The sequence below is a fragment of the Kocuria sp. WRN011 genome, from assembly GCF_002295155.1.
Lineage (GTDB): Bacteria > Actinomycetota > Actinomycetes > Actinomycetales > Micrococcaceae > Kocuria > Kocuria carniphila.
The window spans coordinates 54,861-77,638 of sequence record NZ_NSGI01000010.1 but is presented as its reverse complement, the minus strand read 5'-3'; the positions used below and the strand labels follow the sequence as shown (position 1 = coordinate 77,638).

General features: G+C 64.5%; 23 protein-coding genes. 16 read left to right on the top strand and 7 right to left on the bottom strand.

Features of this window, described 5'->3' with window-relative positions:
• Positions 1 to 30: 30 nt before the first annotated feature.
• From CKW39_RS13430 to CKW39_RS13420, 3 genes are all read right to left on the bottom strand, one after another.
• Complete coding sequence (locus CKW39_RS13430) at positions 31 to 783, bottom strand: DUF5058 family protein (RefSeq protein ID WP_095798627.1); 753 nt, start codon at positions 781 to 783, stop codon at positions 31 to 33.
• Positions 784 to 921: 138 nt separating this feature from the next.
• Positions 922 to 2,007, bottom strand: coding sequence for a DUF808 domain-containing protein (locus CKW39_RS13425; RefSeq protein ID WP_095798626.1), 1,086 nt, complete (start codon positions 2,005 to 2,007; stop codon positions 922 to 924).
• 55 nt (positions 2,008 to 2,062) lie between these two features.
• Positions 2,063 to 2,653 carry a trans-aconitate 2-methyltransferase gene (locus tag CKW39_RS13420; RefSeq protein WP_202976173.1) on the bottom strand — a complete coding sequence of 197 codons (591 nt, stop codon included), beginning with the start codon at positions 2,651 to 2,653 and terminating at the stop codon, positions 2,063 to 2,065.
• A 225-nt stretch (positions 2,654 to 2,878) separates the two neighbouring features.
• On the opposite strand from CKW39_RS13420, the gene CKW39_RS13415 reads away from it, so the two are divergent.
• From CKW39_RS13415 to CKW39_RS13375, 9 genes are all read left to right on the top strand, one after another.
• Positions 2,879 to 3,181, top strand: coding sequence for an urease subunit gamma (locus CKW39_RS13415; RefSeq protein WP_031272590.1), 303 nt, complete (start codon positions 2,879 to 2,881; stop codon positions 3,179 to 3,181).
• Positions 3,182 to 3,190: 9 nt separating this feature from the next.
• Positions 3,191 to 3,499, top strand: coding sequence for an urease subunit beta (locus CKW39_RS13410; protein ID WP_095798624.1), 309 nt, complete (start codon positions 3,191 to 3,193; stop codon positions 3,497 to 3,499).
• A gap of 12 nt (positions 3,500 to 3,511) precedes the next feature.
• Positions 3,512 to 5,239, top strand: coding sequence for an urease subunit alpha (gene ureC / locus CKW39_RS13405; RefSeq protein ID WP_095798623.1), 1,728 nt, complete (start codon positions 3,512 to 3,514; stop codon positions 5,237 to 5,239).
• Between the two features lie 61 nt (positions 5,240 to 5,300).
• Positions 5,301 to 5,786 (top strand): urease accessory protein UreE, encoded by a 486-nt coding sequence (gene ureE / locus CKW39_RS13400; RefSeq protein WP_095798622.1) that lies wholly within the window; start codon positions 5,301 to 5,303, stop codon positions 5,784 to 5,786.
• A gap of 8 nt (positions 5,787 to 5,794) precedes the next feature.
• Entirely contained in the window at positions 5,795 to 6,571 is a 777-nt protein-coding gene (locus CKW39_RS13395; protein ID WP_173674336.1) for an urease accessory protein UreF, read from the top strand.
• Positions 6,572 to 6,628: 57 nt separating this feature from the next.
• Complete coding sequence (gene ureG, locus CKW39_RS13390; RefSeq protein WP_016996236.1) at positions 6,629 to 7,240, top strand: urease accessory protein UreG; 612 nt, start codon at positions 6,629 to 6,631, stop codon at positions 7,238 to 7,240.
• Positions 7,237 to 8,157, top strand: coding sequence for an urease accessory protein UreD (locus CKW39_RS13385; RefSeq protein ID WP_254049428.1), 921 nt, complete (start codon positions 7,237 to 7,239; stop codon positions 8,155 to 8,157). Before ureG ends, CKW39_RS13385 begins: the two co-directional genes overlap by 4 nt.
• A 13-nt stretch (positions 8,158 to 8,170) precedes the next feature.
• On the top strand, positions 8,171 to 9,256 hold the full coding sequence (locus tag CKW39_RS13380; protein ID WP_371514778.1) for a HoxN/HupN/NixA family nickel/cobalt transporter: 1,086 nt from the start codon (positions 8,171 to 8,173) through the stop codon (positions 9,254 to 9,256).
• A gap of 10 nt (positions 9,257 to 9,266) precedes the next feature.
• The gene (locus tag CKW39_RS13375) at positions 9,267 to 10,016 is read left to right on the top strand and encodes a sulfite exporter TauE/SafE family protein (RefSeq protein WP_095798621.1); all 750 of its coding nucleotides are present in this window, start codon (positions 9,267 to 9,269) and stop codon (positions 10,014 to 10,016) included.
• A 67-nt stretch (positions 10,017 to 10,083) separates the two neighbouring features.
• Here CKW39_RS13375 and CKW39_RS13370 read toward each other — a convergent pair whose 3' ends face one another.
• Together CKW39_RS13370 and CKW39_RS13365 are read right to left on the bottom strand one after the other, a co-directional pair.
• On the bottom strand, positions 10,084 to 11,292 hold the full coding sequence (locus CKW39_RS13370) for an MFS transporter (RefSeq protein WP_095798620.1): 1,209 nt from the start codon (positions 11,290 to 11,292) through the stop codon (positions 10,084 to 10,086).
• On the bottom strand, positions 11,289 to 11,900 hold the full coding sequence (locus tag CKW39_RS13365) for a GntR family transcriptional regulator (protein WP_095798619.1): 612 nt from the start codon (positions 11,898 to 11,900) through the stop codon (positions 11,289 to 11,291). Before CKW39_RS13365 ends, CKW39_RS13370 begins: the two co-directional genes overlap by 4 nt.
• Before the next feature lie 124 nt (positions 11,901 to 12,024).
• Here CKW39_RS13365 and CKW39_RS13360 point away from each other — a divergent pair, with 124 nt between their 5' ends.
• The 6 genes from CKW39_RS13360 to CKW39_RS13335 all read left to right on the top strand — a co-directional run bounded on the left by CKW39_RS13360 (position 12,025) and on the right by CKW39_RS13335 (position 19,568).
• Positions 12,025 to 13,062 (top strand): LacI family DNA-binding transcriptional regulator, encoded by a 1,038-nt coding sequence (locus CKW39_RS13360; RefSeq protein WP_173674335.1) that lies wholly within the window; start codon positions 12,025 to 12,027, stop codon positions 13,060 to 13,062.
• A gap of 61 nt (positions 13,063 to 13,123) precedes the next feature.
• Positions 13,124 to 14,533 carry a glucuronate isomerase gene (gene uxaC / locus CKW39_RS13355; RefSeq protein ID WP_095798617.1) on the top strand — a complete coding sequence of 470 codons (1,410 nt, stop codon included), beginning with the start codon at positions 13,124 to 13,126 and terminating at the stop codon, positions 14,531 to 14,533.
• Positions 14,530 to 15,954, top strand: coding sequence for a mannitol dehydrogenase family protein (locus CKW39_RS13350; RefSeq protein WP_254049427.1), 1,425 nt, complete (start codon positions 14,530 to 14,532; stop codon positions 15,952 to 15,954). The genes uxaC and CKW39_RS13350 overlap by 4 nt, the downstream gene beginning before the upstream one ends.
• A gap of 262 nt (positions 15,955 to 16,216) precedes the next feature.
• On the top strand, positions 16,217 to 17,752 hold the full coding sequence (locus CKW39_RS13345; RefSeq protein ID WP_095798616.1) for a glycoside-pentoside-hexuronide (GPH):cation symporter: 1,536 nt from the start codon (positions 16,217 to 16,219) through the stop codon (positions 17,750 to 17,752).
• 41 nt (positions 17,753 to 17,793) lie between these two features.
• Positions 17,794 to 19,023: a D-mannonate dehydratase ManD gene (manD, locus tag CKW39_RS13340; protein WP_095798615.1), complete on the top strand. Its 1,230-nt coding sequence runs from the start codon at positions 17,794 to 17,796 to the stop codon at positions 19,021 to 19,023.
• An 8-nt stretch (positions 19,024 to 19,031) separates the two neighbouring features.
• Positions 19,032 to 19,568 carry a gluconokinase gene (locus CKW39_RS13335; protein ID WP_254049426.1) on the top strand — a complete coding sequence of 179 codons (537 nt, stop codon included), beginning with the start codon at positions 19,032 to 19,034 and terminating at the stop codon, positions 19,566 to 19,568.
• A 219-nt stretch (positions 19,569 to 19,787) separates the two neighbouring features.
• Here the strand turns inward: CKW39_RS13335 and CKW39_RS15480 are convergent, their stop codons facing one another.
• Both CKW39_RS15480 and rlmC read right to left on the bottom strand, forming a co-directional pair.
• Positions 19,788 to 19,925: a hypothetical protein gene (locus tag CKW39_RS15480; RefSeq protein ID WP_158222954.1), complete on the bottom strand. Its 138-nt coding sequence runs from the start codon at positions 19,923 to 19,925 to the stop codon at positions 19,788 to 19,790.
• Positions 19,926 to 19,999: 74 nt separating this feature from the next.
• Positions 20,000 to 21,136, bottom strand: coding sequence for a 23S rRNA (uracil(747)-C(5))-methyltransferase RlmC (gene rlmC, locus CKW39_RS13325; protein WP_095798613.1), 1,137 nt, complete (start codon positions 21,134 to 21,136; stop codon positions 20,000 to 20,002).
• A gap of 121 nt (positions 21,137 to 21,257) precedes the next feature.
• On the opposite strand from rlmC, the gene CKW39_RS13320 reads away from it, so the two are divergent.
• Positions 21,258 to 22,154: a hypothetical protein gene (locus CKW39_RS13320; RefSeq protein WP_254049425.1), complete on the top strand. Its 897-nt coding sequence runs from the start codon at positions 21,258 to 21,260 to the stop codon at positions 22,152 to 22,154.
• Positions 22,155 to 22,778 lie beyond the last annotated feature (624 nt).

Genomic DNA, 22,778 nt, shown 5'->3' with positions numbered 1-22,778 from the left:
AGTTAGTCCTTTGGGATCTCAGAAACCGGTTCAGGCCGCGAACAGCCCGGAGGAGACAGCCACGTAAGTCAGCACGAGGGCCGTCAGGATGGCGATGCCCAGGGCCCATTCGCGCAGCCACTTGAGATTGAGCTGCTTGGCCAGGAACAGGCACGCGCCCATCACGGCCGCCGAGGAGAAGAACGCGACCACGTGATATCCGGACTTGGGCAGCTCGGCGAAACCGAGGGCGAAGAACGCGGCAAGCATGGCCGCACCGGGAACCACAGTCATCACGGCCGGATTCACGCTGCGCAACTTGGCGTCACCGCGCTTGAGGATGGGCGTGAAAATCAGTGTGGCGAGCATCCACATGGCGCCGCCCAGGCTCATGGCCATGAATGCCATGGCGTACACGCTCTGCGTGTAGGTGGGCCCGCCCAGCTCGGCCTCCAATGTTCCTGCGGCGATACTGGCGGCGGCGGTTTCGTAAGAGACGGAGCCGATCAGGCCGATGCGTACCAAGACAGCGGGCGTGCCGAACACGGTCAGCAACGCAACCGCCACGAGTACCACGGCCAGCGACGGCCCGATGGCCGAGACCGCGCCGGCGCGGAACGAGGTCTTGAGTTCGTCGGATGTCATGCCCACGGCGGGTGCGGCCTGCCGGACCGCACGGACGTAAATCAGGGTCTGAACGATGATGACGGCAAAGACACCCAGGGCGCAGATCCACAAGATAGGTGTGTTGGCTGCGGCCAGGATATCCGTTGAACCGCTGTCGAAAGCAGTGGGGATGTGCATGGGGACTCCGAAGATCGGGCAGGATGAACGCCCCCATCAAAACACAAGGCGTGACCCCTGTCACGATAAATCTCACATTTCGTTCTACGGGCCACGCGTTGGGTGGAGTTTTTTACATGATCACGGTGATTAGCGTGATCAATCCTTCACGGGAGTCTCCCCATCCGAACCCGCGCGATAGGCAGTCGAGCCAGCACCAGCGGCGTCGTCGTTGGTCGTGCCGACCTTGGGTGCGTCCTCAGCGTGCGAATCCGCGTGCTTCTCGGAACCCTTGTGGCCCTCCGAGTCGCCGTGGCCCTTCTTGCCGAACGGCAGCAGGTGCACGATGAGCACGATGATGGCGCCCCAGATCAGGCCGAGCAGGAGCGAGAAGAACGTCTCGATTAGCCACGCGAGCGCACCACCGACGCCGGCGACGTGGTGGGCGGGCTCGGCCAGATGGTGAACCCATTCGTAGGGAGCGGTGAGGCCCAGCTCGTCCATACCCACCAGGATGATGTGGCCGCCCACCCACAGCATGGCGAAGACGCCCACAACCGAGATGATCTTCAGCACCCACGGCATGGCCTTGACCAACGCCAAGCCGAATTTCTGCGCACCTTCGGATTCACGCTTGGCCATGGACAAACCGATGTCGTCCATCTTCACGATCAGCGCGACAAAGCCGTACACAGCCACGGTGATTCCGATAGCCACGACAATAAGGATCGCGGCGCGCGCCCAGATGCTTTCGGCGGCCACCTCGTTGAGGGCGATCACCATGATCTCGGCGCTGAGGATGAAGTCGGTGCGGATCGCGCCGGACGTCACCTTCTTCTCGGCTTCGGGGCCCCGCTCCGTGGCGGGCTCCTCGGGCGCATGGTCCTTCTTAGAGAAGTGCTCGTAGACCTTTTCCGCACCTTCGAAGCACAGGTACGTGCCGCCGAGCATCAGCAACGGCGTGAGCAGGAACGGTGCGAACTCACTCAGCAGGAGCAGCGCCGGGAGAATGAAGAGCAGTTTATTGCGCAGGGAACCCTTGGTGATCGTCCAGATGATCGGGAGCTCCCGCTTGGGATCCACGCCGTGCACGTAGCGCGGGGTCACCGCGGCATCGTCCACGACGACGCCCGCGGCCTTCGCGCTCGCGCGACCGGCCGCCGCAGCGACGTCGTCAACGCTGGCCGCCGACAACTTCACGAGAGCGGCAATGTCATCCAGTAATGCGGCCAACCCAACAGCCATGACCGTTCCTCAATTCGGTGGGAAGCAATGTGTCTGGAGTAAGGGTAAGGCCAGATCAGCCCGCCCGCTTGCCCAACACCGCCACCAAGAACTCGCTGTCTTCACTGAACGGGCGCAGGTCCCAGGTCGACAACCGGAGCTGCGGCTCGAGACCGGCCGCGGCGGCGTCGTCGAAGAATTCCTGGAATGGATAGCCGCGGCCCGCGCCGAAGCCGATCACCGCGCGACCGTCCTCAGCAAGGTGGGATGCGAAGCGTCGCAGCACCTCGACCCGCGTGCTCGGCGCGAGGAACGTCATCACGTTGCCCGCGCAGAGGATCGCGTCCAGGGGTTCGGCAATACCGTGTGCCGGAAGGTCCATTTCCGCGAGGTCGGAAACCACGTAGTCGGGGCCGGGGTAGTCCTCGCGCGCGGCCTCGATCAGGGCCGGGTCCACGTCCACGCCGACGACGCCGTGCCCCACCGCATGCAGGTAACCGGCGTTGCGTCCGGGGCCGCAACCGGCGTCCAGAACCCGGGAGCTGCGGCCCACCATGGCGTCGATCAACCGAGCCTCGCCCACGATGTCGTCACCGGCGGCGGCCAGCTGCCGGAACCGCTCGATGTACCACTGTGAGTGCCCGGGGTTGGCCTCGACCTGTTTCATCCACTGACTCTGTTCAACCACACGGCCAGCGTACCGAGCGCGAGGGTCCGCTGATGCATCGCCTAATTGATGGACCGGCCGCCATTTAACACGCACGAAACACAACGGTGCTTTTTCTGACTCATGGGTCTAACAACATGGTCATCGAACCGAGCGGTAGGTGGAGCTCACAACGTGAGCTCGCCGCGCTCGACCCTTAAACCACGGATGAACCACGGAGCCACCATGCACCTGCTACCGCGCGAGCACGAGAAACTCATGATCGTCGTGGCCGCGGACCTCGCCAGACGCCGCCAAGCGCGCGGTCTCAAACTGAACCACCCCGAGGCCGTGGCGATCATCAGCTACGAGCTGCTCGAGGGCGCCCGTGACGGCCGCACGGTGGCGGACCTCATGAGCTGGGGCACCACCATCCTGACCCGCGAAGACGTCATGGAGGGCATCCCGGAGATGATCCACGACGTCCAAGTGGAGGCGACCTTCCCGGACGGCACCAAGCTCGTGACCGTCCACGACCCCATCCGATAAGGACTCCCCGTGATCCCCGGCGAATACCTGCTCTCCGACGAACCCATCCTGTGCAATCCGGACCGCCCCACCGTGGAACTGGAGGTTACCAACACCGGTGACCGCCCGGTTCAGGTGGGGTCGCACTTCCACTTCTACGAGGCCAATGCGGCGCTGGACTTCGACCGCGAGGCCGCTCGCGGTTTCCACTTGGACATCCCCTCCGGCACCGCCGTGCGCTTCGAACCCGGCGACCAGAAAACCGTGCGCCTGGTGACCATGGCGGGCGCACGCGCCGTCCACGGTTTCCGCAACGCAGTCAACGGCCCCCTCGACTAGGCAAGGATCCCCATGAGTTTCGAGATGTCCCGGCAGCAGTACGCCGGGTTGTACGGCCCCACCACCGGGGATGCCATCCGCCTGGCTGACACCGAGTTGTTCCTGGAGATCGAGGCGGATCACACGGTCCGCGGCGACGAAACGATCTTCGGTGGCGGCAAGGTCATGCGCGAGGGTATGGGTCTGAACGGCCAGGCCACGCGCGACGGCGCTCCCGGTGATCTACCCGTGGCCGACACCGTGATCACCAACGCGATCGTGCTCGATTACACCGGTATCTACAAGGCGGACATCGGCCTGCGGGATGGCAGGATCATAGCCATCGGCAAGGCCGGGAACTCCAACATCATGGACGGGGTGGACTTCACGATCGGCCCCGCCACGGAAGCCATTTCCGGCGAGGGGAAGATCCTCACCGCGGGCGGGATCGATTCGCACATCCACTTCATCAGTCCGGAGCAATTCGGCACCGCGCTGAATTCCGGGATCACCACCATGATCGGCGGCGGCACAGGCCCGGCGGAAGGCACCAAGGCCACGACCGTCACACCGGGCGCGTGGCACCTGGCCAACATGCTGCGAGCAGTGGAGAACTTCCCCATGAACGTGGGCTTCCTGGGGAAGGGGCACGCGAGCGCCGTCGAACCCCTGGCCGAACAGATCGAGGCCGGGGCGATCGGACTGAAGGTGCACGAGGACTGGGGTTCCACGCCGGCGGCGATCGATAACTCGCTGCGCGTGGCGGACGAATACGACGTTCAGGTGGCCATCCACACGGACACGCTCAACGAGGCCGGGTTCGTGGAGGACACCATCAATGCCATTGCCGGGCGCGTGATTCACACGTACCACACGGAGGGCGCGGGCGGCGGGCATGCCCCGGACATCATCAAGATCGCGGGCATGCCCAACGTGTTGCCGGCGTCCACCAATCCCACGCTGCCGTTCACGCGCAACACCGAGGAAGAGCACCTGGACATGCTCATGGTGTGCCACCACCTCAATCCAGATATCCCGGAGGACGTAGCTTTCGCGGATTCTCGGATCCGCCCGGAGACCATTGCCGCGGAGGACGTCCTGCAGGACATGGGCGTTTTTTCCATCACGAGCTCTGACTCACAGGCCATGGGTCGGGTGGGCGAGGTGGTGCTACGGACGTGGCAGGTCGCGGACAAGATGAAGAAGCAGCGCGGCAAGCTCCCCGGTGACAGCGAGCGCGGGGACAACGCTCGGCTCAAGCGCTACATCGCCAAGTACACGATCAACCCGGCGCTCACCCACGGGATTTCAGGGCACGTGGGCAGCGTGGAAGTCGGCAAGCTGGCGGATCTGGTGTTGTGGGATCCCGCGTTCTTCGGGGTGAAACCAGCCCTGATTCTTAAGGGCGGGCAGATCGCCAGCTCGGTCATGGGTGATCCGAACGCCTCGATCCCCACGCCGCAGCCGCAGTTGATGCGCAACGCCTTTGGCGCGTTGGGCTCGGCGGTGTATTACTCGTCGATCACGTTCATGTCCCAGGCCGCCGTGGACGCTGGGGTGCCCGATCAGTTGGGGCTGCGAAAAATGGTGGAACCCGTGCACGGGATCCGATCCCTGCGGAAAGCGGACCTCCCCTTCAACGGTGAAACCCCGCAGCTCGAGGTGGACCCGGAAACCTACGAGGTACGCGTGGACGGCCAGACCATCACCTGTGAGCCCTCGGACGAGTTACCCATGGCGCAGCGTTATTTCCTCTTCTAGCCCCCGCTTTCCGGCTCGATTTTTCGGGCCATTCCCCGACAACTTTTGAAAGGAACCACCCATGATCGTTGAACAGGTGATCGGCAACGTGGCCGATCTGCCGCCCGCCGAACGCGAGAGTCTCCACGTAGAGAAAGTGGTCCTGCCCAGCGCCGACCTGGTCAAGCGCATCCAGCGGGTCACCACGGATCACGGCCGCACCCTTGGCTTGCGCTTGAATTCCCCGCACGGCCGGGACGGCGATCTGAAGGACGGGGACATCCTGCTCCGGGATGAATCCGGCGTGGTCGCGGTGTCCGTGGAAGCCACAGACGTGCTGGTCATCGCGCCGCGCTCCATCACCGAAATGGGCGTGACCGCGCATGCGCTGGGCAACCGCCACTTGCAGGCCCAGTTCTTCGATGCCTCCTCCGAGTACGGCGCTCAGGTCATGGTCGTCCAGTTCGATCACACCGTGGCCGACTACCTGGACGCCCAGCAGGTCCCCTATCAGCGCCAGGACCGCGTGATGCCCGTTCCGTTCCGGCACGCCGAGCACACGCACTAGGACTTTTCATGCTCAGTTCGACGACGCCGCACGAGCCCTTACTCACGCTCCTCCAGTTGTGCGATTCCGCCCTCCCCACGGGCGCGTTCGCACACACCTTTGGTATGGAGACGTACCTCCAGAGGGGCACCGTGCACGACGAGGCCACGTTCCAGGAGTGGCTCGCGCAGTTCGTGGATCACCAGTTGGTCTACGCGGACGGGCTGGCCGTGCGATTGACGGCGGAGGCGTGCGCTGCGCCTGGCACTGGCACTGGCACTGGCACTGGCACTGGCACTGGCACTGGCACTGGCACTGGCGAGGATGCTCAAAGTGGCATCGACTTTCTGATCGAACTGGACGGCCTCATGTACGCCCAGGCCCTGCCCTCACAGGTCAGGCAGGCCGGACTGACCATGGGTAAGCGGCTGCTCGACATCGGCCGGCTGTCCCTGCCCGGCCCCTGCCTGGAGAGCTACGCGGCGCTGGTTGACGCTGGAACATGCCACGGTCACCAGGCCATTGCATTCGGGCTGATAGGCACGGACCACGGCGTTCCAGCTACGTCACTGGTGAGCGCCTATTTGTTCTCCACGGTCACTGCATTGATGCAGAACGCAGTGCGCGGAATCCCCATCGGCCAGAACGCAGGGCAGCGGGTCCTGGGGGTCATGCGTAGTCATGTCACCCGAGCGGAGGCCCGGATTGCCCAGCTCACGCTCGACGATCTGGGGGCCGTCTCTCCCGGACTGGAGATCGCCCAGATGCAGCACGAGACCCAGCGGGCCCGCATGTTCATGAGCTGATCACCGACTCACCACCCACCCAGCACTTCGCAGACCCATCGCAAGGAGATTCACACCATGAACGCCATCAAAGTCGGCATCGGCGGACCCGTCGGAGCGGGTAAGACTCAGCTGATCGAACGCCTGACCCGTGCCCTGAGCGATGAGATGTCCTTGGCCGCGATCACCAACGACATCTACACGATCGAGGACGCCAAGATCCTCTCGCAGAACAGCGTGCTGCCCCTGGACCGCATCATCGGTCTGGAAACCGGCGGCTGCCCACACACCGCTATCCGCGAAGACACCTCCATGAACCAGGCGGCCATCGACAAGCTGGAGGCCGAGCACCCTGACCTGGACGTGATTTTCGTGGAGTCCGGCGGCGACAACCTCTCCGCCACGTTCAGCCCCGAGCTGGTGGATTTCTCCATCTACATCATCGACGTGGCCCAGGGTGAAAAGATCCCCCGCAAGGCCGGCCAGGGCATGATCAAGTCCGACCTGTTCATCATCAACAAGACGGACCTGGCACCCCACGTGGGCGCGGATCTGTCCGTCATGGAGTCGGATTCCAAAGACTTCCGCGGTGACAAGGCCTTCTGCTTCACCAATCTCAAGACCGACGAAGGTCTGGAGCATGTCATCCAGTGGCTGCGTCACGACGTACTCATGCTGGATTTGGCATGAGTTCCCCGACTCTTGCCGAAGATCTGAACGCACCGCCCACGGACCGGAACGAACCCGAGGACCCGGCGCGAGCGGCGTCGTCGTCCGTGGAAAATGGCACCTGGCGTGGCGAGCTGGACTTGACCGTGGCCCCGCGAGCCGGGCGATCCGTGGCCGTGCGGCAGTTCCACCGGGGCTCGCTGCGGGTGCTGCGGCCGCACTATCTGGACGCGTCCGGGCAGGTCACCTACGCGGTGGTCAATCCCGGTGGCGGGTATCTGGACGGCGACCGCTACCGCACGACCCTGGTTCTCGAGCCGGGCGCGGACCTGCTGCTGACCACGCAATCGGCGACCAAGGTTTATCGCTCGCCGCACGACCACACGCTGCAGGAAACGGACGTGCGGCTCAGTCCCGACAGCCGGCTCGAATACCTGCCGGACCAGCTGATCGCCTATCGGGAGACGCGCTACGACCAGATCACGCGGGTGGCCATAGAGCCGTCGGCGAGCCTCGTGCTCGCGGACGTGGTCACGCCCGGCTGGTCCCCCACCGGCGAGCCGTTCCGCTACGACCGCGTCCGCCTGCGCACCCGCGTGAGCATGGCGGGGCGGCCCGTGGCGGTCGACAACTTGGTGCTGGAACCCGGCGCTCAGGGGCTCGACGGTCTCGGATTCTTCGAGGGCTACACGCACGTCGGCTCGCTTCTGGTGATCGATCCCCGCGCCGACGACGCTGCTCTGGCCGACGTCCGCACCCTGCTCACCGAACGCTCCGGCCACCTTCGAGCCGGTGCCACCGCAACGCCCGTGCCCGGTATGGCCGTGCGTGTCCTGGGCCGTTCAACGCCCGAGGTCTCCGAGGCCATCGAGGCCGTGGGCAATCTGCTGCGCGAGCGCTGGTTCGGGCAGGGCGCCGTCAATCTTCGTAAGTACTGAACAGGAGAATTCCGTGTCTGCACTCTCGACTTTGAACCCCGCTGTGGGCCGCCCATCGGTGGACGATTGGCCGTTCCGCACGCGTGTGCTGTGCACTATGGGTGCCGTGGCGCTGCTTCATTTGGTAGCGCTGGGGCTATGGGGGTTGGGAAGCCTGGGCGGCTCGGTGCCCCTGGCCATCGGCCTGGTCATCACCTGTTACCTGACCGGCGTGAAGCACAGCTACGACTGGGACCACATTGCCGCGATCGACAACTCCACGCGGCGCTTCGTCGGTCAGGGAAAACGGCCCGCGAGCGTGGGCCTGGCCTTCAGCATGGGACACAGTTCCGTGGTGATTCTGGCCGGAATTCTGGTGGTGCTCGGCGCGACGTTCGTGTCCTCGTTCATCTCCGAAGGGACCGCGGCGAACACGACTCTGGGGATCATTGGCGGAACGGTGTCCGGGGTGTTCCTGCTGCTGATCGGCCTGTACAACGCGGGTGCGTGCGCCCACAGTTGGAGGCTGCGGCGGCGCGTACGCGACGGCTACGCGGTGGGTGAGGAGGATCTGCACGCTCAGGGCCTGGTCTCGCGGGTGATGGCCAAACCGCTGGCCCGGGTGCAGCGGCCGCGCAACATCTTCACGCTGGGGTTCTTGTTCGGGCTCGGTTTCGATACCGCCAGCACCATTTCACTCTTAGTCCTGACAGTCTCCGCGTCCGTGGCGGGAGTGTCCGGGTGGACGCTGTTGTCGCTGCCGTTCTTCTTCGCCGCGGGCATGTGCCTGTGTGACTCGCTCAACGGACTGGCCGTGCTGCGTATGTACCGGTCGGCCTGGCGCGATCCCGCTCGCAAGCTGGGCTTCAACACCGCGATCACGGGGCTCTCTGCGGCGGCCGCACTGTTCATCTCGGTGATCACACTGGGCGGGGTGCTCAACACTGCGTTCGGGCTGAGCGACCCGGTCACCTCGTGGCTCGCGAATGTCGATCTGGGCGACGCCGGACTGCTGCTGGTTGCCTCGCTGCTAGCTGTTTGGGGTGGGTTCGTCCTGGTGCGGAAGGCACGGAGCGGCGCAAACTCAGATGTAGGCTCGGAGCAGCCGATTCACCCGTAGAAAGTGCCCCATGCTCATCCTCACCGCCGCACTGATCGCTGTCCTGGTGGGCAGCATCCTGCAACGGGTCTCAGGTATGGGCGTGGGGTTGGTCGTAGCTCCGGTGTTGTCCCTGCTGATGGGCCCGGCCACTGGCGTGCTGGTGACCAACGCGGCCACGGTGTGTTCGGGGTTCATGATCACGTTGTCCGTGCGGCGGATGGTCGAATGGAAGCACGCGGCCATCCTGATCGCTGCGGCCCTGCCCGGAGTCATCCTCGGGGCGCTCGTGGTCAGTTGGGTCTCTGCAGAGTGGCTTCAGATCGGAGTGGGCGCAGTGGTTCTGCTGGCCCTGGCCATCACCAAGTTCTCCCGGAGCACCGGTGACGTGCAACAGCGCAAAGCCGTGGTACCGGCCGGCCTGATCGGTGGATTCTTCAACTCTACGGCGGGCGTCGCCGCTCCGGCAATGGTCGTGTACTCACGCATCACCAATTGGGATCAGCTGCGATTCGCCGCCACCATGCAACCCGTGTTCATGTCCCTGGGCGCATTGTCCGTGGGTTCCAAACTGATCGCGGGGGTGCCGTTTGTGCTCCCGGTCCCGGTGTTTGTGGCCTTCGGCTCCCTCATTGCCACGATCTTCGTGGGCATCACCGTTGGCACGTGGCTTTCACGTCGCTTGGACAAGGCCGCGGCCTCCAAACTGGCGATGACGCTGGCGGCGGTGGGCGGCGTCGTCGTCATGGTGCGAGGCGCGTTGGCTCTGATTCTGGCGTGAGGATTTAGGGTTCCCTATTACCGAATCCGAGACGGAAATCAGTAATAGGGAACCACGAATCACCCCGCTACCGACGGGCGGGCAACTCCCGCACCTCATGGCGCTTGCCGTACGCCATGATGCCCAGGCAGACGACGGCGATAACCGCGCCGGAGAGGAACAGCCACGGGTAGGTGGTGACCTCGGAGATCACGGCGAGGACCATGGGCACGAAGAAACCGATGTAGGTCAGTGAGTAGAAGACGGCGGTGAGCCCGGCCAGGTCGTCCACGCGCGCGATGCGCTGAACCTCTTGCAGACCGGAGACCAGTACCAGGCCATAGCCGCAGCCCAGGATTGCCGCGGAAATCAGCACGACCGGCAGCGACAAAGTGGCCGATGCTAAGACGGCGCTGAGCATGCCGATGACCACGGCAATCATGCCGACCACGAGGGAGCGGATGGAGCCGTCTCGGTCCAGACGCTTGCCCAGCGGTTGGATGAAGAAACCGAAAGTCAGGCAGACCAAGCACAACAGGCCCGAGAACGCGATCCCGTAGTCCGGCCCGACCACCTCCGCCATGAGTGCTGGGAGGATCGCATAGCCGGAGGCCGCGCAGCCGAAGACCCATGGCGCGGACGGTGCAACCACGAACCAGAAGCGATGCTGTTTGGCCGCGGGGATCTTCAAATCGGACCACAAGGAACCGATGTGGCGACCGGTCTCACGCGTCTCCGGCGCACCGGCCACAAGGAACACCGTGGGGATGCAGATCAGAATATTGATCAGGTAAGGCAGGACCGTTTGCAGAGGAGCGAACTGGGCAAGGGTGGCGGCCACCGCGGCGCCCAGGGCAAAGCCGGCGGTCAGGGACAGGGACGCTCGGCGTGCACCGGACACCTTTTCAGGGTGAGATTCGTACGGGCGCCCGGAGAGTTCCTTGACCCACGATGTGCCCACGGCCATTCCCAATCCGAGAGCCACGCCGGACAGAACCCGGCCGATGAACAACAGGGTGAGGCTGCCCGATCCCAGCGCCAACAGGCCGCTGCCCAGCATGGCGATGATGGGCGCGGGAATCATCAGTGCCCGGCGGCCGTGTCTGTCCGACAGCGGCCCGCCGATCAGCAGCGCCGGAACGATGCCCAGCACGTATGCCGCCAAAAGCATATCCACGGCGACCTGTTCGAAACCCTCCACATGGCGATACATGACCAGTAGCGGTGTGAATTCATTGCCACCCCAGGCGACCGCGAACAATCCGGCGGCCACCCGCTTCCAGGGTTTGATCCTCATTCGACGATTCCTTCGTAGACGTGGCGCAGGTGATCGGACAGCAACGCTCGCACTTGCTCCGCATCACCGTTTTCAACGGCGCGAACGATGTCGCGGTGCTGATCCAGAATCTCGGAGGCTTTTTCATCCACGGTGCGAACGGCCGTGGCGATCAGCCGCATCTGCCGGTCACGCAGCCCCGAGTAGAAGGAGCTGAGCAGTGAGTTCTCAGCGGCCTCGATGATGGCCGTATGGAAGGCGGCGTCCAGCTCAGTGAACCGCTCCGTGCCAACTGCCTGAGATTGCTGCTCGAGTAGCTCATTCAGGGTGGCGGGCAACGCAGGGTCCCGCAGCGCCGCGGCCACGCATCCGCATTCGACGACCCGGCGGGCTTCGATCACTTCGCGCGCCTCGGACGGACCCACCGGAACGACCAGGGCACCCCGCTTGGGGTAGAGCCGCATGAGGCCCTCGGCCTGCAACCGCAGGAACGCCTCGCGCACGGGAGTGCGAGAGACCCCGAGTTCCTCCGCCACCGTTCCTTCGGACAGAAGTTCGCCATCCAGTTCTCCGGACAAGATGCGCGCCTTCGCGTGCGCATACGCGCATTCCGCTGCGTTGGTTGGCACAGTTCTCCCCGGTCATCGGCGCTTAGATACAAGATGCATGCTAAGCGTGGATGGGTTGGATCACCAATTAAATGGAGTTGTCCGGCCTTTGACACCCCCGCGGCGACTCATGACAATCGAGAGTATGAGCGCAGATCATCGGGACCCACAGGCATCTCCGATCATCGCGCCCACTATTTACGACGTCGCTCGGCACGCGGGCGTCGCACCCTCCACCGTTTCGCGCACCTTTGCACGCCCCGGCCGGGTTTCGTTCGATACCGCTCAGAAAGTTCGCGCGGCCGCCGAGGAACTGGGTTACCGCGTCAAGTCCGCCAACCGTGCGGGACTGGACGGCGAGCGCCGCACCAAGATGATTTCGTTAATGCTCGCGGACATCTCCAACCCCGTGTTCTTCGAGCTGATTCGCGGCGCGGAGGAAGCGGCGTCGGAGGCCGGGTATCTCGTGCTGCTGAACAACACGCACGAGGACGACCGCGTGGAGCGAAACATCATCGAGCGCACTCTTCCCATGGTGGACGGTGTACTGCTGACGAGTTCTCGCATGTCCGATTCCGCGATCCGCATGATGGCCAAGCAGAAGCCCACGGTGGTGGCCAACCGGGCGGTGAACGGAGTGGCGTCCGTGGTGCCGGACAATGCCCGGGGGATGCGCCGAGCCGCCGAACATCTTGCTTCATGCGGGAGGCGGAATATTCTCTACGCCGCTGGCCCGGAGGCCTCCTGGTCGGACGGTATGCGGTGGCGGGCGCTGCGGGAATCCGCCCTGGAACTTGAGCTGAAAGTCCACCGCATGGGACCGTTCGAACCCACCTCGGCGGGTGGTCGCAGGGCGGCTCAGCATTGGCTCGACCACCGCGCACCCGCGGTCGTCCTCTACAACGACCTCATGGCCATGGGGTTCCTGCGCGAGCTGCGCCAACACAACGTGCGGATCCCGCAGGACGTGGCCGTGGTGGGTTTCGACAACGTTCAGGAATTGGACCTGATCAGCCCGTCACTCAGTTCCGTTGCCGCACCCATGCACGCGATCGGTGCCACGGCCGTGCAGAATCTCCTGGCCATGGTTCGAGGAGCCACGCACACGGCGTCGAAACCCGTGGTGGTACCATCCCGACTGGTCGTCCGCGAATCCAGCGCACTGCCCCTGCTGGACGGCTGAAAAACTCAGCAACTCACGGCAACCCATTGCCCGAGCCGGTTTTCGCGGCTGGGATGGGGGTATGTCAACGTCGATAGCAGCCCACCCTGACCGATTGTTGCCGGCTGACCCGGGCACCCGGAGCATCGCCCGCAACCTTCTGAAGCAGGTCGAGGACCTGCCGATCGTCTCTCCGCACGGGCACGTGGATGCCCGGATCATCGCGAACAACACCCCGTTCCCGGACCCCACGGAACTGCTCATCAGCCCGGACCACTACGTGACCCGGTTGCTGCACGCCAACGGCGTGAACCTCTCCGACCTCAACGTGGGCAAGAGCAACGGCGCCGACCCGCGTGAGGCCTGGCGGATCTTCTGCCGCAACTGGCACCTCTACGACGGCACGGCTTCCGGCTACTGGCTGCGGTCCGAGTTCGTCAACGTATTCGGCATCGATGACTCCAAGATCAACGAGGCCAACGCTGACGAGATCTACGACCAACTCCAGAAGATCGTGGAGCAACCCTATTTCCGCCCGCGCGAACTGTTCGAGAAATTCAAGCTCGAGGTCATGGCCACCACGGACGACCCCCTGGACGATCTCTCCGCCCACGAGCAGATCGCGGCGGACAGTTCCTTCTCGGGTCGCGTGCTGCCCACCTTCCGCCCGGACGCCTATGTGAAGTTCCACGGCGCCGGCTTCGAGGACAAGGCGCAAAAGCTCATCGACACCGCCGGCGAAGGCCGCACCGGCTACGAGGGCTACATCCGCGCGATGGAGAACCGCCGCACGTACTTCATCGACCGCGGCGCCGTTTCTGCCGATCACGGCACGCTCAATGCCAACACCCTCAAGTTGGATCCGGCAGAAGCCGCCCGCTTGTTCGAGAAGGGCCTGCGCGGCGAAGCCACTGTCGAAGAGGCCAACGCATTCGAGGCCCACATGACCTACCAGTTCGCGCGGATGTCCGTGGAGGACGGCCTGGTCATGACCATTCACCCGGGTGTTTACCGTAACCACTCCCCCGAAACGTTCGACAAGTTCGGTGCGGACACCGGCCACGACATCCCCTTCGCCATGGAGTACACCCGTGGTCTGCAACCGCTGCTCGGGGATTTCGGCAATCGCGAGGACTTCCACTTCGTCCTGTTCACGATCGACGAGACCGTCTACTCCCGCGAGATCGCGCCGCTGGCCGGCTTCTACCCGTCCGTGTACGTGGGCGCGCCGTGGTGGTTCATCGACGAACCGGACGCCATGTTCCGCTGGCGTTCCGCGATCACCGGCACCGCGGGCTTCTCACGCTCATCTGGGTTCATCGACGACACCCGCGCGTTCTGCTCCATCCCGGCCCGTCACGACGCCTCCCGCCGCACCGAGGCCTCCTTCCTGGCCAAGTACGTGGCCGAACACCGCATCAGTGAGGATCGCGCCGCCGAGATCATCGTGGATCTCGTCGACGCCGCTCCCAGAAGGGTTTTCAAGCTGTGACCACCTCAAACACCACCGAACCGCGCCCCTTCAACCGCAGCACCGTGGACATGCCCCCGGCCCCGCAGCCGCGCCTGGTCCACATTGGCCTGGGCGCATTCCACCGCGCGCACCAGCTCTGGTACACCCAGCATTCCGAGGACGACGCCGCTCACCCCCAATGGGGCTACGCCTCCTTCTCGGGGCGCTCGGCAGATCTCGCTAATGCCCTGCAATCCCAGGACGGGCTCTACACGCTGGTGGAACGCGGCCCCGACAGTGACGAGTACGAGGTGATCAATGGCATCGTCGAGGCCCACCCCGCCGAAAACGTGTCCCGGCTGTGGGAACTGCTGGCCGCGCCGAGCACCGCAGTGCTGACCATTACCGTGACCGAAGCCGCCTACAACTTGGGCGAAGGCCTCGCGTTTGACGCCGCGCAGTCCGCTGTAGCCGCCGACCTCGAAACGCTCAATGCCTCATTCGCCGACGGCGCGTTCGGCCTGTCCGAGGCAGGCGTCCCGGCCACGATGGCCGGCAAGGTGGTCGTGGGACTGGCCGAGCGACGTCGTCAGAACGCCGGCGGCCTGGCCGTGGTCTCGTGCGACAACTTGTCCGCCAACGATGTGGCCGCGCACAACGCGATCCAGGGACTGGCCGCCGCCGTTGACCCGGAGCTAGGTGCGTGGGTCGAGGAAAACGTGTCCTTCGTGGCCACCTCGATCGACCGCATCACCCCGCGTACCGAGGATTCGGTGCTGGCGGACGTGGCTCGGGAAACCGGCTACACGGATCAGGTGCCCGTGGTGACCGAGCCGTTCCGTAGCTGGGTACTACAGGGCGAATTCCCCGCGGGCCGCCCGGACTGGGAGAAGGCCGGGGCGGAGTTCGTGGCGGACATCGAACCCTTCGAGCGACGCAAACTGTGGTTGCTCAACGGCTCGCACTCGCTCATGGCCTACGCCGGGCAGCTGCGCGGGCACGCGACCGTGGCCGAGGCCATCGGCGACCCCGTGTGCCGCGCGTGGGTTGAGGAATTCTGGGACGAAGCAGCCCAGCACCTCACTACGCCGGGACTCGACATCCCCGACTACCGCGACGCATTGCTGGACCGGTTCTCCAATCCGCGGATCGCGCACAACCTGGCGCAGATCGCGATGGACGGCTCCACCAAACTGCAGATGCGCGCCGTGCCGGTGCTCAAGGCCGAGCGTGAAGCCGGTCGTCCCGGAACCGCCGCGGCCCGCGCCATTGCGGCATGGCTCGCCTACCTCGACGGCCGCACGGAGGTGTCCGATGCCCGTTCCGAACTCGTGTTGGAGGCGAGCCAGAAGCCCGCGGATGAGCGAGTTCGCGCGCTCATTGCCGTACTGGATGCGGAACTCGCGCAGCAGGAGGACGTGGTGGATCAGATCAACGGATTGGTGAACGAGCTGCGTTGATCATTCGTTCTTACAGTCGACGCTGACCAGTGAAAGGTCGCACCGAGACGGCCCCGGCACGTGCCGGGGCCGTTTGGCTGTCGAGGCGACCGAGCGGCGTCGTCAAGCCACCAGGGGCGTGGCTCTGGCAACTCCCGGAAACCACGCGTGCTCCCCGGCCCCGCGGGTGGAAGCTGGGTGTAACCAAGGGTGAAAAACCCCTCGCTGACCTTTGAACCAGCGCCGCAGGGCGCGGATCGGCACACAGGCAAAGGAGCCTTAAATGTCAGTCCCAGCAACATCGCAAATACCGGCGATCAACAAACCGCACCTCAAGCCCAAGACCCTCTTCGGTTACGGCCTGGGCGACGCCGGATGCAACATCGCCTTCCAGATGACCGGCCTGTTCCTCTTGCTCTTCTACACCAACGTGGTGGGCATTCGTGCAGATCACGCGGGTGTGATCCTCATGATCGTGAAGGTCTGGGACGCGTTCGCGGACCTGTTCGCCGGTCGCATGGTGGACCGCACCATGACTCGCTGGGGCAAGTTCCGCCCGTTCCTGATCTGGTACTCGATCCCGCTGTTGCTCTCCAACCTGCTGTGCTTCTGGATCCCCGTGGACGGCTACGGTGCCAAGCTGGCGTGGGCCACCATCAGCTACGCGCTCATGGGTCTGCTCTACTCGATGGTCAACATTCCGTACGGCTCGCTGGCCGGCGCGATGAGCCAGAATCCCGTGGACCGTTCCCGTTTGGCCTCGGCCCGCATGGTCGGCTCCGGTGCGACCATTCTGCTGCTCTCCCTGTTCCTGGCACCGCGCATCAAGGGCGCAGAAAACCTGGCCGCGACCTTCCTGATCACCGCTGTGGCGTTCGTGATCATCGGTGCGCTGTTCTTCTTCACCACGTTCGCGACCTCCAAGGAAGTCGTGTACCGCGAGGTCGAACGTGTGACGCTCAAGGAAACCATTGCGACCGTTCGTCAGAACGGTCCGCTGATCCGCCTGTGCAGTTCGTCCCTCTTGTACCTGATCGCGCAGAACGTGATCGGTGCGCTGACCATTTACCTGTCCACCTACGTGCTGACCCGCTACTCAGAAGCCGGATGGGTGGCCACCATTTCCATCGTCATCACCACGGGCGCAGTGCTTTACGTGGGTCCGTTCGGCCCCACCGTGACCCGTGTGCTCGGTAAGAAGCGCGGCTTCATGTACGCGGCTGTTCTGGCAGCCGTTGGTGGCGTGTTGTTCTCCCTCAGCAACTTCCTCTGGTACTCCTTCGCACTGAGCCTGCTGGGCCTGTTCTTCATGGGCGTGGGCATGGGCATCCTCAACACCATGACCTGGGCCCTGGAAGCAGACACCGTGGAGTACGGCGAGTACAAGACCGGCATTCGCACCGAAGGTGCCACCTACTCTGCGTTCTCCTTCACCCGCAAGGTGGGCCAAGCAGTGGGCGTGGCCGTGGCCGGTTACATCCTGACGTGGAGCGGATTTGACGCAGCCAACACCGTTCAGTCCGAGGACACCGTTCGCGGTATGGCATTGGGCGCCGGACTGGTTCCTGCCGTGATCTTCCTGGGGGCCATGCTGATCATGGCTGCTTACCCGCTGACCGAGGCCAAGTTCAAGGACATCATGAAAGCCATCGAGGCCAACCGTCAGCTGCGTCATGAACAGTTGCAGCACGGTGAAACCCCGAACTCCGTTCCGACCCGTGAGGACCGCGTTGGCCCCACCGCTCGCGACTCGCACCCCATGACCACCCAGTCCCCCGTTGTCCCGCCCAAGGATGACGACGACGCGCCGTCGGCCTAGAAACCGGCACCCATCATTCGATTTCCGGAGAGGATTAATCCATGAAGATCACCTCGGCCAAGGTCATCGTGACCAGCCCCACCCGCAACTTCGTGACGCTGAAGATCACCACCGACGAGGGCGTCACCGGCATCGGTGACGCCACCCTGAACGGCCGCGAGCTGTCTGTCGCCACGTACCTGTCCGACCACATCGTGCCGCTACTGATCGACCGTCACCCCGCGAACATCGAGGACACCTGGCAGTTCCTCTACCGCTCCGGGTACTGGCGCCGCGGCCCTGTGACCATGGCAGCGATTGCCGCCGTGGACATGGCCCTGTGGGACATCAAGGGCAAGGTGGCCGGCATGCCGGTGTACCAGTTGCTCGGCGGCGCGTCCCGTCGCGGCCTGGCGACCTACGGGCACGCCTCCGGCCGCGATACCGAGGAGATCTTCGACTCGATCCGCTCCGAGCAGGAACACGGCTACACCGCCATTCGCGTGCAGTCCTCCGTCCCGGGCATCACCGCCCTGTACGGTGTGGCCGCCCAGCCGCAGTCCTCCGGCGAGCGCTACGACTACGAGCCCGCTCAGCGCGCCGCCCTGCCCGCAGAGGAAGATTGGGACACCCGGGCGTACATGCGCCACATCCCTTCGGTCTTCGAGGCCGTGCGCAACGAGTTCGGCCCGGAATTGCCGCTGCTCCACGACGGCCACCACCGCATGACGCCCATTCAGGCGGCCAAGCTCGGCAAGTCGCTGGAGCCCTACGATCTGTTCTGGCTCGAGGACTGTACCCCGGCCGAGAACCAGGACGCTCTGCGTTTGGTCCGCCAGCACACCACGCAGCCGTTGGCCATCGGCGAGGTCTTCAACACCATTTGGGACATCAAGGACCTGATCTCCGAGCAGCTCATCGACTACGTGCGTTGTGCCTCCACACACTTCGGCGGCATCTCTCCGCTGAAGAAGGTCATGGATTACGCCGCGATGTACCAGGTCAAGTCCGGTTTCCACGGCCCCACGGATGTGTCCCCGGTGGGCTTCGCCGCGCAGATGCACGTGGGCATGGCCATCCACAACTTCGGCCTGCAGGAGTACATGCCGCACTCGGAGAAGACCAACCAGGTCTTCCTGCAGAACATGACGTTCGAGAACGGCCTGCTGCACCCCTCCGACACCCCGGGCCTCGGCGTGGAGATCGACGAGGACGAGGCGGAGAAGTACGAATACGCCAACGCCTACCTGCCGTACAACCGCCTTGCCGACGGCACGGTTCACGACTGGTGAGCCCCGTAGTGAGCGCGCGCAACAAGGTGGCACCGCTCGTGGTGGTCATGGGTGTGTCGGGGTCAGGCAAAACGACCATCGGAACCCTCGTGGCCCACGAGCTGGGCGTGGAGTTCATCGACGGCGACAGCCTGCACCCCATCGAGAACGTGCAGAAAATGGCCTCCGGAACTCCCCTCAACGATGACGACCGGTGGCCCTGGCTCGAGATCGTAGGCCAGCGGCTGCACGAACACGGCCAACAGCAACGGGGCCTGGTGATCGCCTGTTCCGCGCTCAAACGGATCTACCGCGAGCGCATCCGTTCGCAGGCCTCCGGCGCCTTGTTCCTCCATTTGGACGGTTCCCTCGAGGTCCTGACCGGGCGATTGGAAGGGCGCAGCGGGCACTTCATGCCGCCCACCCTTTTGAAGTCACAGCTCGACACTCTGGAACCCCTCAAGCTGGAAGAGGGCGGGTACAAGCTCAACATTGACCAGCCCGTCGAGAGCATGGTGAACGAAGCCGTCACCAAGCTCCGCACCATCGCGAAGGCCCAGGCCTAGCACCTTCGCCTCGCTCACTACCGACGACGCCGCCGCAGCCGTTCCCTTCCGAGGGTCCGGTCGCGGCGGCGTCGCCATTGGCATGTGAGGCCCACAGTTGTGGGGGCGCCGTCGCAGGGTGCTGACATGTGGGGCCGAGGTTCGCGCTAGATTCGTGCGCCTCGACATTCCTGGTAGAGGTACGTAGAGAAAACCCACGAACCGCTGCGTTCCTCTACCTCAGATGTCCAGCCCGCCCCCGCGCTTGCGTTCCTCTGCCTCAGATGTCCGATTCCCTCGGCGTCGAACCCGGCGGACGAGCCACACGATGATCGCAACGCCCACAGCGAGCACCACGAGCAGCGATAGAAGGCTCACCACCGCTTCACGGCCGGTAGGAACTATTGGGCTGGTCGCCGCGAGAAACAGGGTTAACCACATCGAAAGACTCCTCATCCGCGCCGCTTCAGCAGGACCGCCACCTCGTAATGACCCGTGTGCGGGAACATGTCGAGCAACCGCGCCTCGATCGGTTCCAACGATGGCATGCGACCCAGATCTCGCGCCAGGGTCTTGGCGTTGCACGAGGAATACACCACGGTCGACACCCCCGAGTCCTCCAACCACTCGCACAACCCCGCATCGAGTCCGCGCCGCGGAGGGTTCACGATCGCCAGGTCGGGGGCGGGGCCAGAAGGTACGGCAGCGGCGTCGTCGACGATGAAACGGACGGAACCCGGACCGGATTCGGGAAGGCCCAGCGCGGCGGCGGTGTCGCGGGCGGAAGCGACCGCGTCGTCGGAAATCTCCGTACCGGTCACCTCACGCGACGGACCGGCCACGTGCAGCGCGAACCCGCCCACACCACAGTAGACATCCCAGACGGTGCGCGGCGAAGCGCGGTCCACCCACTCGCTCACCTGGCGATACAACTGCGAGGTGACCTCGGTATTCGTTTGAAAAAAAGACCGCGGCCGCACACGCAACGGAATCTCATTGACGGTCATGACCAGCTCGGTCTGTTCGGTGAGCATGATTTCTTCGGGGCCCTCGATCACGGCCTTGTGCTCGGGCTGAATGTTCACGGACACCACGTCCGCGTGGGGCACGAGCTCACGCAACAACGACATGTTGTCCTGGATCTTGGATAACTGCTGAGTGGAGCGAAGCACGAAGCGCACCATGAGCCGCCCGTCCGGTGAACCCGTGACGATTACGTGCTTGATCTCCCCGCGCCGCTTGGTCACGTTGTAGGGCAGCAATCGCACGCGCGCAATGAACTCCGCGAGCGCGTCCAGAGCCACCGAAATGGGCTCTGGGTAGAGCGGGCAGTCGCGCAGGTCCGTGCCGGAGCCGTTCTGGTCCAGGATGCCGAGCGTTGGATCGCCCACGGATCCCGCGACAACCATCTTGGCCTTGTTGCGGAATCCCGCTTCGCGCGAGGTCACCGGTTCCAGCCACTGCGGGTCACCGTGCGGGGCCACCAGCTCCTGCACGAGGCGCTGCTTGTCCGCCACCTGCCGCGCGTACGGCACCTCGATCACCGTGCACGACCGGCAAAGTCCCTTGTTGTAATAACCGCAATCCACGCGGTCGAGTCTACGGTCCGCACGTGCCCTCCCGTTGCGCCACCGCTGATCCTCCACTGGTCCGCGGGCGGCAAGCGTGGCACGGTGGTTACCTACACCCGCCCTCCACCGGAAATCCGAGATGACCGCACGCAAACCTTCCCCCGCCGTGATGACCGGTCGCACAGATCCCGCTCTCACCGTTCGTCCCGTGGACTACGCCTCCTGGAAGCCGACGACGCCGCCCCCGGCCGATCCCACGCAGGGCACCGACGCGGCGTCGGCGCCTGATGCGCCCGTGACTGCGGCAGCGACCGCGCCTGTGGAGGGGCCCCCGAAACCCGGGCCCGGTCCGCGGAAGGTGGGCGACGCCGCTCCGTCTTCGGATGCCGTTGCTCCGTCTCCGGAGACCATTGAGTTGAGCTTGGATCCGTTGATCGCGCACTTCGTGGAGCAGCTGCGGAAGGGCGTGCAGCCGAGCATTTCCACGCCGGAGTCGGCGGTCTATACCGCGGATTCTTCGGGTACCGACTCACCCGCTGAGCTCGATGTGCCCGCCTCCGGCGTGCATTCCCAGGGCGTATGGGACGTGACCGAGGATCAGTTGCGCGTGGTGGTCACCGACCCCGAAGACACCTGGACCGCGGACCTCGGTCGCACGGATTACTACGTACGCCAGAGCTTGTGCGTGCAGGTTAACAGGGCCGAACACCGTGTGGTCGGCATCTACCGCAGCGGCTGGGCACTCGCCCGCCGGCCGGACGAGACATGGGCCGATGGTCCCGACTCCCTGGACCGCACCGGCGCGAAACCCGGTGGCAGTGGGACGCGGTATCCGACCAACCGTCGTGAGCTGCTGGCCCGGCTGAAGACCGCGGGGTTCCACGTGACCACGTCAGGACCCACCCACGGCAAGATCACCCATCCGGAGGTTCCGGGCCGGTTCATTCCGTTTTCCTCCACGCCCTCGTCCCAGCGCTATGGCAAGCACGTCACCACCGCGGTGAAGCGGGTGTTCGGGATCGACTTGCGGGGTTGAGCGGGGTTGATAAGCAGCGCTGCCGCAGGTCAGGCGTGGCTGCCCCTGCAGTAAGCGGGCCGGGCGAGGTGCCCGGCCTCACGTGAAGTCGGCCTGCCTATGCCTCCCCAACTGGCCACATGGCCAGGGTTGGTTAGCCAACCGGCCAGAAATTTTCATGCAAACGTCAGGAAATACTGGCCAAAAGTCAGTGTCAAGACAGGTGGACTGCTTCATACCGTAGTGACTACCGGGTAACGCTTCGGGCTCACGGGAGCGGTCCGGCAGCAATATCTACCGCCTACATAGGAGAAGCAGCGCATGGACATTTTCACCTCGATCATTCAGGCACTGGGCACCATTTCGGGCATTGTCCTCGAGTTCCTCAAGGCCTTCGGTGTGACCGGCTGAGTCACTCCTTCTGATTCCTCCCTGCGCCGGCGGTCGTCGTTGTAAAACGGCGGCCGCCGGTGGGTTTTAACCACTCAGTGGCATGGCTGGCCCTTGGAACCCCAAGACGCTTCATCCACGCACCCCCGGCATGCGGGGACCTGACGAGCCGGGCCCGGCCGAGCGGCGTCGTCGTCCTGGGTGTCGTTAGAACCTTGACCGACACGTGAGGTGCCGCTGGAACCCTGATCCGCA

Excerpts from the sequence above, each read along its gene's own strand:
- CKW39_RS13430 (WP_095798627.1), bottom strand. The coding sequence starts at position 783 with ATGCACATCCCCACTGCTTTCGACAGCGGTTCAACGGATATCCTGGCC.
- CKW39_RS13425 (WP_095798626.1), bottom strand. The coding sequence starts at position 2,007 with ATGGCTGTTGGGTTGGCCGCATTACTGGATGACATTGCCGCTCTCGTG.
- CKW39_RS13420 (WP_202976173.1), bottom strand. The coding sequence starts at position 2,653 with ATGAAACAGGTCGAGGCCAACCCCGGGCACTCACAGTGGTACATCGAG.
- CKW39_RS13415 (WP_031272590.1), top strand. The coding sequence starts at position 2,879 with ATGCACCTGCTACCGCGCGAGCACGAGAAACTCATGATCGTCGTGGCC.
- ureC (WP_095798623.1), top strand. The coding sequence starts at position 3,512 with ATGAGTTTCGAGATGTCCCGGCAGCAGTACGCCGGGTTGTACGGCCCC.
- ureE (WP_095798622.1), top strand. The coding sequence starts at position 5,301 with ATGATCGTTGAACAGGTGATCGGCAACGTGGCCGATCTGCCGCCCGCC.
- CKW39_RS13395 (WP_173674336.1), top strand. The coding sequence starts at position 5,795 with ATGCTCAGTTCGACGACGCCGCACGAGCCCTTACTCACGCTCCTCCAG.
- ureG (WP_016996236.1), top strand. The coding sequence starts at position 6,629 with ATGAACGCCATCAAAGTCGGCATCGGCGGACCCGTCGGAGCGGGTAAG.
- CKW39_RS13385 (WP_254049428.1), top strand. The coding sequence starts at position 7,237 with ATGAGTTCCCCGACTCTTGCCGAAGATCTGAACGCACCGCCCACGGAC.
- CKW39_RS13375 (WP_095798621.1), top strand. The coding sequence starts at position 9,267 with ATGCTCATCCTCACCGCCGCACTGATCGCTGTCCTGGTGGGCAGCATC.
- CKW39_RS13370 (WP_095798620.1), bottom strand. The coding sequence starts at position 11,292 with ATGAGGATCAAACCCTGGAAGCGGGTGGCCGCCGGATTGTTCGCGGTC.
- CKW39_RS13360 (WP_173674335.1), top strand. The coding sequence starts at position 12,025 with ATGAGCGCAGATCATCGGGACCCACAGGCATCTCCGATCATCGCGCCC.
- uxaC (WP_095798617.1), top strand. The coding sequence starts at position 13,124 with ATGTCAACGTCGATAGCAGCCCACCCTGACCGATTGTTGCCGGCTGAC.
- CKW39_RS13345 (WP_095798616.1), top strand. The coding sequence starts at position 16,217 with ATGTCAGTCCCAGCAACATCGCAAATACCGGCGATCAACAAACCGCAC.
- manD (WP_095798615.1), top strand. The coding sequence starts at position 17,794 with ATGAAGATCACCTCGGCCAAGGTCATCGTGACCAGCCCCACCCGCAAC.
- CKW39_RS13320 (WP_254049425.1), top strand. The coding sequence starts at position 21,258 with ATGACCGCACGCAAACCTTCCCCCGCCGTGATGACCGGTCGCACAGAT.